The sequence below is a fragment of the Phytoactinopolyspora limicola genome (genome assembly GCF_011320225.1).
In the GTDB taxonomy this organism is placed as follows: domain Bacteria; phylum Actinomycetota; class Actinomycetes; order Jiangellales; family Jiangellaceae; genus Phytoactinopolyspora; species Phytoactinopolyspora limicola.
This window is the reverse complement of record NZ_JAAOEN010000008.1, coordinates 1-14,688: the sequence shown is the minus strand read 5'-3', so window position 1 is coordinate 14,688 and position 14,688 is coordinate 1. Positions and strand designations below refer to the sequence as shown.

Here is a 14,688-nt window from a genome sequence, read left to right as displayed (position 1 = left end):
TCAACCGCTGAAGCGCTCGTTGAGCGCAGCGACCTGGTTCGCACCGAGGCCACGAACCCGGCGGGTCTCGGCGATGCCGATCTCCTCCATGATCTGACGAGCGCGAACCTTGCCGACACCCGGCAGCGACTCGAGCAGGGCGGAGACCTTCATCTTGCCGATGACCTCGTTGGACTCGCCTTCTTTCAGGATATCGCTGAGCTTGGCGCCAGCGTTCTTCAGTCGGTTCTTGACCTCGGCCCTCTCCCGGCGGGCCTCAGCAGCCTTCTCGAGAGCGGCCGCGCGCTGTTCTGGAGTCAAGTTAGGGAGCGCCACGAGCGGGTCACCTCTGTTGTGTCGAAACGGATAACGGACGAACAATTGAAACTTAGCCTCACGGACTTCCGATCCGTGACACTAGCGGCTGAACCACCAGGTCAGCAACGTGATCCACCGTACCCGTCCGCACCCTTTCTGCACGCACCGACACCCTATTTTCCTGCGACGTGTCGCGCCGCACCCTGGCAGTTCAGCTACGATCCCTGATCGACATCTTTCTGACCTGGCGGTTCATCAAACGTGCAGCGTCTTGCAGTGCGGCCGCGTCGGGGCCGGTGCGCAGGATTTCTCGCGACACCGACGGCACAACCATCGACATCGCAGGTCCGAACAGATCGGCCAGGTCGGCCGCGGAGGCACCCTGAGCACCGATGCCGGGGGCGAGCACGGGGCCATTGACCCGGAGGTCGGTGCCGTCCGGAGTGGTGGTGGCTCCATACACGCACCCGATGCTGCCCATCGGGTCGGCCCCGGCATTGGCGGCCCGCACGTGGTCCAGCACGACGCGGGTGATGCTGCGCCCGTCGGCCGCCCGTGCCTCTTGCACTTCGCGCCCTTCGGGGTTCGATGTCCGCGCGAGGACGAACACACCGTTGCCATAGGTGAGGGCGGTGTCGATCAGCGGCCGCAACGACTCGAACCCCAGAAACGGCGTGGCCGTGACGGCGTCGGCACACAACGGCGAGGCAGGATTCAGGTACGCGTCCGCATACGCCTGAACTGTGGAGCCGATGTCGCCGCGTTTGACGTCCAGCAGCACAAGCGCGCCAGCTGCCCGCGCCTCGGCGATCACCCGCTCCAGCACGCCCATGCCGGCTGAGCCGTGTCGCTCGAAGAACGCCGACTGTGGTTTGAGGACCGCTACCTCACCAGCCAGCGCCTCGACCACCGTCCGGCAGAACCGTTCCAGGCCGTCGGCGTCGTCGGTCAACCCCCAGGCCCGCATCAGCGCGGCGTGCGGGTCGATGCCGACGCACAGCGGCCCCCGCTCCCCCATCGCGGCGTGCAACCGGGTACCGAATGTCGTCACCATCGTCTCCGTCGCTCCTCTCGTTCTCCACGCAACCCCGGTGATCGTTAGCGGATTTCGGCCCCCACCCCCGGTGATCGTTAGCAACATCCGGTCGCTATCGCGACCGGATCCTGACTTCGATCACCGGGGGTGGGGGCCGAAATCCGCTAACGATCACCGGGGTTGCGTGGGTTCATGGTGGGCCACCAGATGGGCGAGTTCGTGCTGCAACCGCGCCGGCCAGGCCGGGCCACCGTAGATGAGCCCGGTGTACGCCTGCACCAGGGTCGCTCCGGCCTGTAGCCGCTCGTAGGCGTCTCTCGCCGTCTCGATCCCGCCCACCGAGATCAACACCGGTTCACCCTCCGGGCGGCCGCGCCCACGCGCCTCGTCGAAGCGGCTACGCAGCAGCAACAACACCTCCAGGGCCCGTTTGGCGACGGGTGCACCGGACAGTCCGCCCGCGCCCACCGCCGCAACCTCGGCTGGGTCGGACGACAGACCGTCCCGCGAGATCGTGGTGTTCGTGGCCACCACACCGTCCAGGCCCAGCTCCAATACCAGGTCGGCCACCGCCAGCACGTCGTCGTCACCGAGATCGGGGGCGATCTTCACCAGCAACGGCACCCGACGGGCCGTGGCCGCGTCGGCCTGCACGCGCACCGCGCTCAGCAGTGGGCGCAGCCGGTCCACCGCCTGCAGGTCGCGCAGTCCGGGAGTGTTCGGTGAGCTGACGTTGACCACCAGGTAATCGGCGTAAGGAGCGAGCAGCCGGGTGCTGGCCTCGTAGTCGGCGATCGCATCCGCGTCCGGCACCACCTTGGTCTTACCGATGTTCACTCCGACGACGATCGGCAACGACCGCCGGCGACGGCGGCGCCGGGCCAGCCGCGCCGCCACGGCCGCCGCTCCGTCGTTGTTGAATCCCATCCGGTTGACGATGGCGCGGTCGCGGGCCAGCCGGAACAGCCGCGGCCTCGGGTTGCCCGGCTGTGCCTGCCCGGTGACGGTGCCCACCTCGACGAATGCGAACCCCAAAGCACCCAGCGCGTCGATACCCACGGCGTTCTTGTCGAAACCGGCGGCCAGTCCGAGACGGCCCGGGAACCGCAGCCCGAGCGCCTCGACGGCGAGTGCTGGGTGACGTGGGGTGGTGCGCCGCCAGACCAGTCGCCGAACCCCCGGTACCGTGGTGGCGGTGCGGATCCCCGTCATCGCGGCGTGGTGGATCCGCTCGGCGTCCACTCGGCTCAGCGCCGACGAGAAGATCCGTTCGTACAGCGTCATGGGGCGGTGTCCGAGGCAGGCTGGGCCAGCGTGGCCGCCCAGGACTGTAGTGAGCGTACGCCGATCGAGCCGGCCCGCAGCGCTTCGATGCCTTGGACCGCGGCGGCCAGCCCTTGCACGGTGGTGACGCAGGGGACATTGGCCTGGATGGCGGCGGTGCGGATCTCGTAGCCGTCGGCGCGCGGGCTGCCGCCGGTGGTGGTGCCACTCGGGGTGTTGATGATCAGATCGACGTCGCCGGCCAGAATGCGGCCGATGATGGTGGGCGAACCGTCGGGTTCATGCCCAACCCACCGTTTCCGGACCACGTCCGCCTCGACCCCGTTGCGGCGCAGGACGTCGGCTGTGCCGGCCGTGGCCAGGATGGTGAAGCCGAGGTCGGCGAGCCGTTTGACCGGGAAGATCATGTGGCGTTTGTCGCGGTTGGCCAGAGAGACGAAGACGGTGCCCGTGGTGGGCAGCGGACCGAACGCGGCCACTTGTGATTTCGCGAAAGCGGTGCCGAAGTGCTGGTCGATCCCCATCACCTCGCCGGTGGAGCGCATCTCCGGGCCGAGCAGGGTGTCCACCGTGCGGCCATCGGGGGTGCGGAACCGGTTGAACGGCATGACCGCTTCCTTCACCGCCACCGGCGCCCGGGCCGGGAGGTCGACGCAGTCGCCCTCGGCCGGCAGGATCCCTTCGGCGCGCAGGTCGTCGATGGTGGCTCCGAGCATCACTCGGGCCGCGGCCTTGGCCAGCGGCGCGGCCGTCGCCTTGGACACGAACGGCACCGTCCGCGACGCCCGCGGATTGGCTTCCAGGACATACAAGACGTCACCGGCCAGCGCGTACTGCACGTTCAGCAGCCCACGCACACCGACGCCGCGGGCGATGGCTTCGGTGGACTCGCGGATGCGGACCAGCTCGTCGCGGCCGAGGGTGGTGGGTGGCAGGGCGCAGGCGGAGTCGCCGGAGTGGATCCCAGCCTCCTCGATGTGCTCCATCACGCCACCCAGGTACAGCTGCGAGCCGTCGTAGAGCGCATCTACATCTATTTCCACCGCATCGTCGAGGAACCGGTCCACCAGCACCGGATGTTCCGGCGACGCCTCGGTGGCGCGGGCGATGTAGTCCGACAACGACGCGTCGTCGTACACGATCTCCATGCCGCGCCCGCCCAAAACGTAGGAGGGCCGCACCAGCACCGGGTATCCGATGTCCGCCGCGATCGCGCGGGCTTCCTCGTACGACGACGCCGTGCCATGTTTCGGCGCCGGAAGCCCCGCCGCGTGCAGTACCCGCCCGAACGCACCGCGGTCTTCGGCCAAGTCGATCGCCGCTGGCGACGTGCCCACCACCGGCACCCCGGCCGCCTCCAGTTCACGCGCCAGGCCCAGCGGTGTCTGCCCGCCCAGTTGCACGATCACCCCGGCTACCGGACCGGCCCGCCGTTCGGCGTGGACCACCTCCAGCACGTCCTCCAAGGTCAACGGCTCGAAGTAGAGGCGGTCGGAGGTGTCGTAGTCGGTGGAGACGGTCTCCGGGTTGCAGTTGACCATGACCGTCTCGTAGCCGGCTTCACCCAGCGCCATCGCCGCGTGCACACACGAGTAGTCGAACTCGATCCCCTGCCCGATCCGGTTCGGGCCACTACCCAGGATGATCACCGCGGGTTTCTCCCGCGGAAGCACCTCGGTCTCTTCATCGTACGACGAGTAGTAATACGGCGTACGGGCGGCGAACTCGGCCGCACAGGTATCGACCGTCTTGTACACCGGCCGGATCCCCAACGTCTCGCGCACCCCCCGGATCACGTCCGGTGTGGAACCCCGCAGCTCGGCCAGCTGGGCGTCGGCGAAACCGTGCCGCTTGGCCAGCCGCAACAGCTCCGGTGTGATGTGCTCGACGGCGCCGACCTCGTCGGCCACCTCACACAACAGCGCCAGCTGGTCGAGGAACCACGGATCGATCCGGGTCACCTCAAACACCTGGTCCACGCTCGCCCCGGCCCGCAGCGCGAGAACGACGTCGCGCAGCCGCCCGTCATAAGGACGAGCCACCCGCCGCAGCAACTCACCCCGCTCCCCCGGATCGGAGGTGAAGTCGAAGGCCGCACCGGACTTCTCCACCGACCGCATCGCCTTCTGCAACGCCTCGGTGAAACACCGCCCGATGGCCATCACCTCCCCCACACTCTTCATGTGCGTGGTCAGCGTGGTGTCGGCGGCCGGGAACTTCTCGAACGCGAACCGCGGCACCTTCACCACCACGTAGTCCAGCGACGGCTCGAACGACGCGGGCGTTTCGCCGGTGATGTCGTTGGGGATCTCGTCCAGCGTGTATCCGAGAGCGACCTTCGCCGCGATCTTCGCGATCGGGAAACCAGTAGCCTTCGACGCCAGCGCCGACGAACGCGACACCCGCGGGTTCATCTCGATGATGATCACCCGCCCGGTGGCCGGGTCCACGGCGAACTGAATGTTGCAGCCACCCGTATCGACCCCCACCGCGCGGATGACGTCGATCGCCTGGTTCCGCATCACCTGATACTCACGGTCGGTCAGCGTCATCGCCGGCGCCACGGTGATGGAGTCGCCCGTGTGAACCCCCATCGGGTCGACGTTCTCGATCGAACACACGATGACGACGTTGTCCGCGCGGTCGCGCATGACCTCGAGCTCGTACTCCTTCCACCCGAGGATCGACTCCTCCAGGAGCACCTCGGTGGTCGGCGACAACGCCAGCCCCGAACCCGCGATCCGGTGCAGGTCTTCCTCGTCGAAGGCCATCCCGGAACCGGCGCCCCCCATGGTGAACGACGGGCGGACCACCACCGGATAACCGAGGTCTTCTACCGCTTTCACACACTCATCCATCGAGTGGCAGATCGCCGACCGCGCCGTCTCACCGCCGATGTCGGCGACGATCTGCTTGAACGACTCGCGGTTCTCCCCCCGCTGGATCGCATCGATCGACGCCCCGATCAGCTCGACGCCGTACCGCTCCAACACCCCAGCCTCATGCAACGCCACCGCGGCGTTCAACGCGGTCTGCCCACCGAGCGTCGCCAGCAGGGCATCCGGGCGTTCAGCGGCGATCACCTTCTCGACGAACTCAGCAGTGATCGGCTCGACATACGTGGCATCGGCGATATCCGGATCGGTCATGATGGTGGCCGGGTTGCTGTTCACGAGGATCACCCGCAGCCCCTCAGCCCGTAGCACCCGGCACGCCTGGGTACCCGAGTAGTCGAACTCACACGCCTGCCCAATGACGATCGGCCCCGAGCCGATCACCAGCACGCTCGAAATATCAGTGCGCCGCGGCATCAGTGGTCCCCGTCCGTGGTGTTGGTCTGGCTCGTCACAGTGGCTGCGCTCTGCTCCATCAACGTCACGAAGCGGTCGAACAGGTACGCCGCGTCATGCGGACCGGCCGCCGCCTCCGGGTGGTACTGCACGGAGAACGCCTTCAGCGCACCGGTGCCGTCGCGCAACGCCAAGCCCTCCACCACGTCGTCGTTGAGGCACACGTGGCTGACCTCGGCCGGTCCGTACGGTGTGTCGGTGGGCCGGTCCAGCGGTGCGTCGACCGCGAAACCGTGGTTGTGCGCGGTGACCTCCACCTTGCCCGTCGAGCGGTCCTGCACCGGCTGGTTGATACCGCGGTGGCCGTAGCCCAGTTTGTACGTGCCGAAGCCCAGCGCCCGGCCGAACACCTGGTTGCCGAAACAGATGCCGAAGTACGGGATGTCCCGCCCCAGCGCCTCGCGGAGCAGCTGAACCGGGCCGTCGGCGGTCTGCGGGTCGCCCGGCCCGTTGGAGAAGAACAACCCGTCCGGCCGCACGGCCAGCACGTCGTCGATGGACGACGACGCTGGCAGCACATGGACCTCGATGCCGCGTTCGGCCATCCGGCGCGGCGTCATCGTCTTGATGCCGAGGTCGAGGGCGGCGACGGTGAACCGCCGCTCGCCGTCGGCCGGCACCACGTACGGCTCGGTGGTGGACACCGCGCCGGCGAGGTCGGCGCCGACCATCGGCGGACTGGCCAGCACCCGTTCGCGCAGCGCCTCCGGATCGGTTTCGGAGCTGGAGATACCCACCCGCATGGCTCCGCGTTCCCGGAGATGACGGGTCAGGGCCCTGGTGTCGACCCCGCTGATCCCGACGATGCCCTGGGCGGCCAGCTCTTCCTCCAGGCCCCGCCGAGCACGCCAGGACGAAGCCCGCCGGGCGGGGTCGCGCACGACATAGCCGGCCACCCAGACGCGGCTGGACTCCGGATCGTCGTCGTTGACCCCCGTATTGCCGATGTGGGGCGCCGTTTGCACCACGACCTGCTGGTAGTACGACGGGTCGGTCAGAGTCTCCTGGTAGCCAGTCATGCCGGTGGCGAACACCGCCTCACCGAAGGTCTCCCCGGGTGCGCCGTACGACTCGCCGCGAAATGTCCGGCCGTCCTCGAGTACGAGGAGCGCAGGGTTACGCGTCGTCATTCAACGTCCTACTTTCTTGTCACTCTCAGAGGTCCGGCTCCGGCGCTCGGTGGGCACCGAGCGCGGCGATAGCCGGCTGCAACCTCGTCAGGTCGCCTTGATGGTGGGGGCGCAACGCGGTGTCGAGCTCGTGGTCACCGTGCGCCCAGGTAATGATCAGGTATTCGGGGCGGCGCACCGCTCGACCAGCCGCGGCCCGGTCGATCCGGACCGCCCGCAACGCCGGCGCCGGGATCACCAGGTCGGGTTCGGTGCTCCGCCGGAGGGTGACCCCCGCCTCGGTGACCGTGACGGCCACGTCGCCGCGTCGGCCAAGGCCGCGGGCCACCACCCGGTCGAGCCAATCACCGGCCGTCGTGGTGCCCAGGTAGCTGCCGTCGACCGGGCCGAACACGGGTTCGGCCACCGCCAGCGGTCCGGGCAGGTCCGGTAGCGACGCGTGCCGCCGGGCCCGCGACCGCCAGCCGCGCCACATCAGCAGATACGACCCGACCAGCACAACCCCGAGGATGGCTACGGCCACTCCGGTGCTCATGTCTGCCTCACGCCTCCCCGCGGCGGTGGACCGGTTGGTCACACCAGTGCCCCGTCACTGACGGTGGGCCGGCCACGCAGGAACGTGGCCACCACCCCACCCGGCAGCTTCATACCTTCGTACGGATTATTCCGCGACAGCGAGGCGGACGCGGTGGAATCGACGGTGCGCGACGCCGACGGGTCGACCAGCACCACGTTGGCCGGCTCCCCCACCGCCAGCGGGCGGCCCTGAGCGTCGTCGCCGGTATCACACCGGCCGATCCGGGCCGGCGCGGACGACATCCGCTCCGCCACCCCGGCCCAGTTCAGCAGGCCGGTATCGACCATGGTGTGCTGAACCACGGAGATAGCCGTCTCCAAACCCAGCATGCCGAACGCCGCGGCGTCCCACTCGCACTCCTTGTCTTCCACCGGGTGTGGGGCGTGGTCGGTGGCGACGATGTCGATGGTGCCGTCGGCCAGCCCCGCTCGCACCGCGGCGACGTCGTCGGCGCTGCGCAACGGTGGATTCACCTTGTAGCGGGCGTCGTAGGACGCGACGAGGTCTTCGGTGAGCAGCAGATGGTGCGGGGTGACCTCGGCCGTCACCGGGAGCCCACGCTGCTTGGCCAGCCGCACGATCTCCACCGATCCCTGAGTGGACAGGTGGCAGATGTGCAGCCGCGAGCCGACGTGTGCGGCCAGCAGGATGTCGCGGGCGATGATCGCCTCCTCGGCGACACACGGCCAGCCGCGTAGCCCGAGCTGCCCGGACAGTACGCTCTCGTTCATCTGTGCGCCCTCGGTCAACCGGGGTTCTTGAGCATGCTGGGCGACGACGCCGTCGAACGCCTTGACGTATTCCAGCGCCCGCCGCATCAGCACGGCGTCGGACACACAGTGACCGTCGTCGGAGAACACCCGCACCCCGGCCGCGGAGTCGGCCATCGCGCCGAGTTCGGCCAGCCGCTGCCCGGCCAACCCCACCGTGACCGCGCCCACCGGACGGACGTCCGCGTACCCGGCCTCGCGGCCGAGCCGCCACACCTGCTCGACCACTCCAGCCGTGTCGGCCACCGGTTCGGTATTGGCCATGGCGTGGACCGCCGTGAAACCGCCCATCGCGGCCGCCTGGGTGCCGGTCAGGACCGTCTCGGCGTCCTCCCGGCCCGGCTCGCGCAGGTGGGTGTGCAGGTCGACCAGTCCGGGCAGGACCACCAGCCCGGCGGCGTCGAGGATCGTCGCGCCGGTATCGTCCAGGCCCTGGCCCACGCCGGCGATCACGCCGTCGCGTAACAACAGGTCGGCTGGTTCACCACCGAGTATCCGCGCGCCGGTGATCAATGTGGTCTGGTGCTCGCTCATGCGGCCCCCTCCTGCGCGCTCATGACGTCGTCATCGGCCCCGGCCAGCATCAGGTACAGCGCCGCCATCCGGACGTATACACCGTTGGACACCTGCTCGACGATCACCGAACGTGGACTGTCGGCGACGTCGGCGGTGATCTCCATACCCCGGTTCATCGGCCCCGGATGCAGCACGATGGCCGACTCCGGTAGCCGCGCGAATCGCCGGACGTCGAGGCCGTAACGGCGACTGTACTCCCGGGCCGACGGGAAGAACGCCGCGTTCATCCGTTCCCGCTGCACCCGTAACATCATCACCGCGTCGGCGTCGGCGAGTACCCCGTCGAGGTCGTAGGCCACCTCGACCGGCCACTGCTCCACCCCCAGCGGCAGCAGGGTCGGCGGCGCCACGAGGACGACGTCGGCGCCGAGGGTGGACAGCAGAGCGACGTTGCTGCGCGCCACCCGGCTGTGGATGACGTCGCCGACGATGACGATCCGCCGGCCGTCGAGTGGTCCGAGGTGGCGGCGGATGGTGAAGGCATCCAGCAAAGCCTGGGTGGGGTGTTCGTGGGTGCCGTCACCGGCGTTGAGGACCCGGGCGTCGATCCAGCCCGATGTCGCCAGCCGGTACGCGGCGCCGCTGGCGGCGTGGCGCACCACCACACCGTCGGCGCCCATGGCGGCCAGGGTCAACGCGGTGTCCTTCAAACTCTCCCCTTTGGACACGCTCGATCCTTTGGCCGAGAAGTTCACCACGTCCGCCGACAACCGTTTGGCCGCGACCTCGAACGACGTGCGGGTCCGGGTGGAGTCCTCGAAGAAGAGGTTGACCACCGTCCGGCCGCGGAGAGTCGGCAGTTTCTTCACCGACCGGCCCGCGGTGAGACGTGCCATCTCCTCAGCGGTATCGAGGATCAACAGGGCGTCAGCCCGCGAGAGGTCGGCTGTGGACAGCAGGTGACGGATCATGGGGTCCCCTCCGCTCGAGTAGCCGAGACGTCGCCGAGCAGGACGGAGTCACGTCCGTCCACCTCCTCCAGAAGCACCTTGACGTTCTCTCGCATCGAGGTAGGGAGGTTCTTCCCGACATGATCGGCCCGGATGGGCAACTCCCGGTGTCCGCGGTCGACCAGTACGGCGAGCCGGACCGCGTGGGGCCGGCCGATGTCGTCCAGCGCCGTCAACGCCGCGCGGATGGTGCGCCCGGAGTACAGGACGTCGTCGACGAGGACCACGGTCCGGCCATCGACCCCACCGGCCGGGATGTCGGTACGTTCCAGCGCCCGGGCTGGTCGCAGCCGGAGATCGTCGCGGTACATGGTGACATCGAGCGCACCGACCGGGATCGGGACGTTCTCGACACTCGCGATACGGGTGGCCAACCGCTGAGCCAGCGGGACACCACGGGACGGAATGCCGAGAATGACGAGGTCGGCCGCGCCTTTGTTGCGCTCGACCACCTCGTGGGCCATGCGGGACAACGCCCGCGAGATCTCGTCCTCGCTGAGGACAGTCCGGAAATCGGACAGGTCACGAGACATAAATGTCTAGACCCCCTTCCCCGCCTCACGGGACGGGATTTAAAGGACGTCGGTCTCCGCGAGAATACCAGCCACATACCCGAGAATCGGCACCGCCCACGTGCTACGGCGCTCCAACCACCTCGACGTCGGCGAGTTCGATCTCGCCGAACCCGATGACGACGTTCGTGACGTTCTCGCTGTGTGCGAAGGTGTACGTCGCGTAGAACAGCGGCGCGGCCGGAAAGTCGGTCATGATATGGCTTTCGGCCTGCCGGTACAGCTCGGCCGCCTCCTCGGTTGTGGCGGCCGCGTCACCGGCCGCGATCAGCCGGTCCACCCCAGGGTTCGTGTACCCGCCGGTCGCCGCCCGGGCGTCGCCCGTGGAGGCCCACACCGCACTCAACTGGTTCTGCATGCTGGGGTACAGCGAACCCCAGGCGCCCCTGAACGGTCCGTCCGCGGTGTGCTCCTCCAGGCTCTCGATGAAGGGCGCGAACCCGGGCAAGGCACGGAGCCGGACGTCGTCGACGTCGTCGAGGGTCTGCCTGATCTGGTTGGCTATGGCCTCGTAGGTGTCGTCGTAACCGACGTCGCCCGGATACCACAACTCCAGCGGGCCGTCCCAGCCGCCGGCCTGGGCCAGGAGCTGGTTGGCCGCGCGTGGATGGAACTCGCAGTGCCGTCCACATAGTCCTTCGGTTCCGCCCCCGATGGTGTTGGGTCCGTGCAGCGAACTGGCCGGCTCGTAGGCGCCGCCGAAGAGCGCGGTGTTGATCTCGTCTCGGTCGATCGCCATGGAGATCGCGTGCCGTACTCGCACGTCCTGGAATCGGTCGTCCCACAGCGGGAAGCCGAGCCATTCGACGCGGACCGCCTGGAACGAGACGACCCGGTCACCGAAGTCACGTTCCACATGCCGCAGTTTCTCCTGCGGTACCAGCACGATGTCGACTTGATCACCCATCGCCTCGGTGTAGGCGGTGGTGGCGTCCGGATAGATCCGGAAGGTGAGCCGGCCGGCGCGGGCCGCGTCGCCGCGATATTCGTCGAAGCGGACCATCGAGATGTCCTCGCTGGGGCTCCACTCGCCGTCCATTCGGAACGGGCCGTTGCCCACCGGCCGCACGTCATATCCATCGGGGTCGTCGAACGCCATGGGGTGCAGCGGGTAGAAAGCCGGCTGGGTGAGCCGGTACGGGAACTGACTGTCCGGGCGGGTGAGCTGGACCTCAAGGGTGGTGTCGTCGACGACGCGGACACCGGTCATGGTGGTCGTGGCCGGTGCGCCGCTGGCCGGATTGAGAGCGTCGTAGCCCTCGATGACGGCAAGCTGGCCATTGTTCCGCCAGCCGTTCGGGCCGTAGGCGGTGGCGTTCCAGGCGTTCGCGTAGTCCTGGGCGACCACCGGCGTGCCGTCGTGCCAGGTCCATCCGTCACGCAGGAGGATGGTCCAGGTGATGTTGTCGTCGCTGGTGATCGAGTCGGCGTGGACATAGATCAGCTCGGTGCCCGGACCGAATCGGGCTAGCGGCGCGTACAGGGCCGCGATCGGGTTGTAAGCGCTGCCCATCCGGTGCGGGGTGAGGTGGTCGGGTTCGTAGATCGCCACCGAGAACTCGGCGTCGGCGTCGCTACCGCCGGCGCTGGTGGCGCAGGAGCCGAGGAGTAGCGCGAGCCCGAGCAGCCTGGCCGCCTGCCACGTGACCACCGAACCCCCAAGCGACGATGACGTCCCGCCCCGCCCGGTCGATCGCAGGTTGATAGCGGACGAGGCGGCGGTTGCCATGAGTGTAGGGGTGGAGAGCATCAGCCGGCCCGGTGCCGGCGGCCAGCCCTAGTATGGATCTCCGAGCCGTGAGGCTCCGGTTCGCCGGAGATTCCTTGATCGATCTCGACGACGTGCCGGGAACTCGCGGCCGAGCCCGTCAACCCGGGGGATGGTGGCGAACTCGGGGATCTTTAGTAGTGCCTCCTGGCCGGTACCGGGCCGGTGTCATCGGGACGCCGGCAGCTCCTCGGGGATCTCGTCGGATCCGGTGAGTGCTGCGACGCCCGTGCCCTGCCGTGCACCTGCGTCCTTCAATCTCCTTCTGTCACGAGTCGCGCGCGACCGAGCGAACGCGGCGGCGCCGAGCCACAACGCGACGATCATGCCGATGGCGACGTACGAAGCCATATCCATAGTTATGCCCCGTTGTTACTGGCAGAGCCGACCGAAACGATCAAGCGTACGTACCGCGTCGCAGCCGGGACTCGCATCCCGGCAGCCGCGCCACGGCACGTCCGCCTCTTCACTCGCTGGCATGGAGGGGATTCGACATGCCATCGAGGAGCCGATCGGAGCGTTCCCGCCCCTTGCAGGTTCATGTGCGCTATCATGCTCGCTATGGCGTGCAGATGCAACCTCTTCTGCACGTGCATTTGCATCGAAGACGACTCAGTGATCGCGCGACGGAGCCGCGAGACGGCTCGCCCGACGTCGCGGTCTTGACCGCCACAACAGGGAGTGGGTTCGATGACCCAGCCGTACAACGGCATGCCCGCAGCCGAACTGACCACGGCCATATGGCAGAAAAGCCGCTTCAGCAATCCGAGTGGCAACTGCGTGGAGATGGCCGAGCTGCCGGGCGGCGGCATCGCACTCAGAAACTCACGCGACCCACACGGGCCAGCTTTGATCTATACGTTCGATGAGGTCGTGGCTTTCATCCAAGGCGCCAAGGGCGGAGACTTCGACAACCTGGTGCACCAATAGCGACGATCACCGCTCACCTCCCACCGGTAGCGCGGGACGGCACGACAGGCCGGAACCCGTCGCTCTTTCCATTGCTGCTCGTGGAACCGTAGAATGCGACCGGGTCAGTGGCGAAACGGCCACTGTAGGGCAAATGAGTACATTGGGGGCACACCGTGATCACGGCGTCGCCAGAACGTGGCCCCTCGGGCGGGCCAACTGTATTGCGCATGATGCTGGGCGCACACCTCCGCCGGCTGCGTGAGGCCGAAGGCATCAGCCGAGAAACCGCTGGGTGGGAGATCCGCGCCTCGGAGTCCAAGATCAGCCGGATGGAACTCGGCCGAGTCGGCTTCAAAGAGCGCGACGTCGAAGATCTGCTCACTCTGTACGGGCTCGACGACATCGACGAGCGAGCTGCCCTCCTCGGCTTGGCCCGAGAGGCCAACACACCCGGATGGTGGCACCGCGACGGCGACATCCTGCCCAGCTGGTTCCAGTCCTACCTCGGCCTAGAGGCAGCCGCCTCCCTGATCCGGACCTATGAGGTCCAGTTCATCCCCGGCCTCCTCCAGACTCCGGACTACGCCCGCGCGGTGATCCTGCTCGGACACAGCCATGTCCCGGCCGAAGAGATCCGGCGCCGCGTCAACCTACGGATGACCCGTCAGCAGTTGCTCAACCGCGACGACGCCCCACAGCTCTGGTGTGTCATCGACGAGGCCGCCCTACGCCGGCCGATCGGCGGGCCCTCGGTGATGCGCGGGCAGTTGCAGAACCTCATCGACGCCACGAAGCTCCCCAACATCCGGATCCAGATGATCCCCTTCCGCTTCGGTGGCCACGCCGCCGCCGGTGGCCCATTCAGCATCCTGCGGTTCCCGCACCAAGATCTACCCGACGTCGTCTACGTCGAGCAGTTGACCAGCGCCCTCTACCTCGACAAGCAGGAAGACGTGGACCACTACGCCGCCACCATGGAGCGGCTGTGCGTCCAGGCCGAGCCGCCGGACCGCACGGTCGAGATCCTCGGCGACATCCTCCACGACTTCGAGGCCCTGGAAGACTGAAACGTCGCCCGCCGGCGCTGGGCGGCAATAAGCCTCCTTACTGCCGCCCAGGCAACAATAAGCCTCCTTACTGCCGCCCAGGCAACAACAAGCCTCCTTATGGCTGCCCAGGCAACAACAAGCCTCCTTATGGCTGCCCGCGACTCCGATCGGTCACCCTGCACGACCCCAGCCGGAGTGCCAGCTCACGAGTTACAAGACCTGCCCGTGACCGTGATGTCCCTGGACATCACCTACCTCCGCCTCGGTGATCGTTGCCTGGTTTTGGTCGCTATAGCGACCAAAACCAGGCAACGATCACCCGGGAGATGGAGGCAGCCGAGGTCAGGTGTCGAAGGGGAACCGGGTAGCACCAAGGGCGGGCTTGAGGTCGCTCAACCAGACCGCGTTCTCGTCATA

Annotated in this window: 13 protein-coding genes; 2 read left to right on the top strand and 11 right to left on the bottom strand. The window is 67.8% G+C overall.

Annotation, left to right across the window (positions count from 1 at the left end; all coding sequences use genetic code 11):
• The 11 genes from mihF to G8760_RS18290 form a co-directional block, all read right to left on the bottom strand.
• A complete protein-coding gene (mihF, locus tag G8760_RS18340; RefSeq protein WP_166353863.1) occupies positions 1 to 315 on the bottom strand; it encodes an integration host factor, actinobacterial type in 315 nt (104 codons plus the stop codon).
• 193 nt (positions 316 to 508) lie between these two features.
• Positions 509 to 1,351 carry an orotidine-5'-phosphate decarboxylase gene (pyrF, locus tag G8760_RS18335; RefSeq protein WP_166353862.1) on the bottom strand — a complete coding sequence of 281 codons (843 nt, stop codon included), beginning with the start codon at positions 1,349 to 1,351 and terminating at the stop codon, positions 509 to 511.
• A 153-nt stretch (positions 1,352 to 1,504) separates the two neighbouring features.
• Positions 1,505 to 2,617, bottom strand: coding sequence for a quinone-dependent dihydroorotate dehydrogenase (locus G8760_RS18330; protein ID WP_166353861.1), 1,113 nt, complete (start codon positions 2,615 to 2,617; stop codon positions 1,505 to 1,507).
• Positions 2,614 to 5,928 (bottom strand): carbamoyl-phosphate synthase large subunit, encoded by a 3,315-nt coding sequence (gene carB, locus G8760_RS18325; protein WP_166353860.1) that lies wholly within the window; start codon positions 5,926 to 5,928, stop codon positions 2,614 to 2,616. The genes G8760_RS18330 and carB overlap by 4 nt, the downstream gene beginning before the upstream one ends.
• A complete protein-coding gene (gene carA, locus G8760_RS18320) occupies positions 5,928 to 7,097 on the bottom strand; it encodes a glutamine-hydrolyzing carbamoyl-phosphate synthase small subunit (RefSeq protein WP_166353859.1) in 1,170 nt (389 codons plus the stop codon). The genes carB and carA overlap by 1 nt, the downstream gene beginning before the upstream one ends.
• 25 nt (positions 7,098 to 7,122) lie before the next feature.
• Positions 7,123 to 7,632 carry a PH-like domain-containing protein gene (locus G8760_RS18315; RefSeq protein WP_166353858.1) on the bottom strand — a complete coding sequence of 170 codons (510 nt, stop codon included), beginning with the start codon at positions 7,630 to 7,632 and terminating at the stop codon, positions 7,123 to 7,125.
• A 38-nt stretch (positions 7,633 to 7,670) separates the two neighbouring features.
• Positions 7,671 to 8,978 (bottom strand): dihydroorotase, encoded by a 1,308-nt coding sequence (locus tag G8760_RS18310; protein WP_166353857.1) that lies wholly within the window; start codon positions 8,976 to 8,978, stop codon positions 7,671 to 7,673.
• A complete protein-coding gene (locus tag G8760_RS18305; RefSeq protein ID WP_166353856.1) occupies positions 8,975 to 9,931 on the bottom strand; it encodes an aspartate carbamoyltransferase catalytic subunit in 957 nt (318 codons plus the stop codon). The genes G8760_RS18310 and G8760_RS18305 overlap by 4 nt, the downstream gene beginning before the upstream one ends.
• The gene (gene pyrR, locus G8760_RS18300; RefSeq protein ID WP_166353855.1) at positions 9,928 to 10,503 is read right to left on the bottom strand and encodes a bifunctional pyr operon transcriptional regulator/uracil phosphoribosyltransferase PyrR; all 576 of its coding nucleotides are present in this window, start codon (positions 10,501 to 10,503) and stop codon (positions 9,928 to 9,930) included. The genes G8760_RS18305 and pyrR overlap by 4 nt, the downstream gene beginning before the upstream one ends.
• Before the next feature lie 103 nt (positions 10,504 to 10,606).
• Positions 10,607 to 12,271, bottom strand: coding sequence for a peptide ABC transporter substrate-binding protein (locus G8760_RS18295; RefSeq protein ID WP_166353854.1), 1,665 nt, complete (start codon positions 12,269 to 12,271; stop codon positions 10,607 to 10,609).
• A gap of 207 nt (positions 12,272 to 12,478) precedes the next feature.
• The gene (locus G8760_RS18290) at positions 12,479 to 12,661 is read right to left on the bottom strand and encodes a hypothetical protein (protein WP_166353853.1); all 183 of its coding nucleotides are present in this window, start codon (positions 12,659 to 12,661) and stop codon (positions 12,479 to 12,481) included.
• Positions 12,662 to 13,000: 339 nt separating this feature from the next.
• Here G8760_RS18290 and G8760_RS18285 point away from each other — a divergent pair, with 339 nt between their 5' ends.
• The gene (locus G8760_RS18285) at positions 13,001 to 13,240 is read left to right on the top strand and encodes a DUF397 domain-containing protein (protein ID WP_166353852.1); all 240 of its coding nucleotides are present in this window, start codon (positions 13,001 to 13,003) and stop codon (positions 13,238 to 13,240) included.
• A gap of 209 nt (positions 13,241 to 13,449) precedes the next feature.
• Entirely contained in the window at positions 13,450 to 14,289 is an 840-nt protein-coding gene (locus tag G8760_RS18280) for a helix-turn-helix domain-containing protein (RefSeq protein WP_166353850.1), read from the top strand.
• Positions 14,290 to 14,688 lie beyond the last annotated feature (399 nt).

What these genes read in the sequence shown, in the direction of transcription:
- pyrF (WP_166353862.1), bottom strand. Translation starts at nt 1,351, where the DNA reads ATGGTGACGACATTCGGTACCCGGTTGCACGCCGCGATGGGGGAGCGG.
- G8760_RS18330 (WP_166353861.1), bottom strand. Translation starts at nt 2,617, where the DNA reads ATGACGCTGTACGAACGGATCTTCTCGTCGGCGCTGAGCCGAGTGGAC.
- carB (WP_166353860.1), bottom strand. Translation starts at nt 5,928, where the DNA reads ATGCCGCGGCGCACTGATATTTCGAGCGTGCTGGTGATCGGCTCGGGG.
- carA (WP_166353859.1), bottom strand. Translation starts at nt 7,097, where the DNA reads ATGACGACGCGTAACCCTGCGCTCCTCGTACTCGAGGACGGCCGGACA.
- G8760_RS18315 (WP_166353858.1), bottom strand. Translation starts at nt 7,632, where the DNA reads ATGAGCACCGGAGTGGCCGTAGCCATCCTCGGGGTTGTGCTGGTCGGG.
- G8760_RS18310 (WP_166353857.1), bottom strand. Translation starts at nt 8,978, where the DNA reads ATGAGCGAGCACCAGACCACATTGATCACCGGCGCGCGGATACTCGGT.
- G8760_RS18305 (WP_166353856.1), bottom strand. Translation starts at nt 9,931, where the DNA reads ATGATCCGTCACCTGCTGTCCACAGCCGACCTCTCGCGGGCTGACGCC.
- pyrR (WP_166353855.1), bottom strand. Translation starts at nt 10,503, where the DNA reads ATGTCTCGTGACCTGTCCGATTTCCGGACTGTCCTCAGCGAGGACGAG.
- G8760_RS18295 (WP_166353854.1), bottom strand. Translation starts at nt 12,271, where the DNA reads ATGGCAACCGCCGCCTCGTCCGCTATCAACCTGCGATCGACCGGGCGG.
- G8760_RS18290 (WP_166353853.1), bottom strand. Translation starts at nt 12,661, where the DNA reads ATGGCTTCGTACGTCGCCATCGGCATGATCGTCGCGTTGTGGCTCGGC.
- G8760_RS18285 (WP_166353852.1), top strand. Translation starts at nt 13,001, where the DNA reads ATGACCCAGCCGTACAACGGCATGCCCGCAGCCGAACTGACCACGGCC.
- G8760_RS18280 (WP_166353850.1), top strand. Translation starts at nt 13,450, where the DNA reads ATGATGCTGGGCGCACACCTCCGCCGGCTGCGTGAGGCCGAAGGCATC.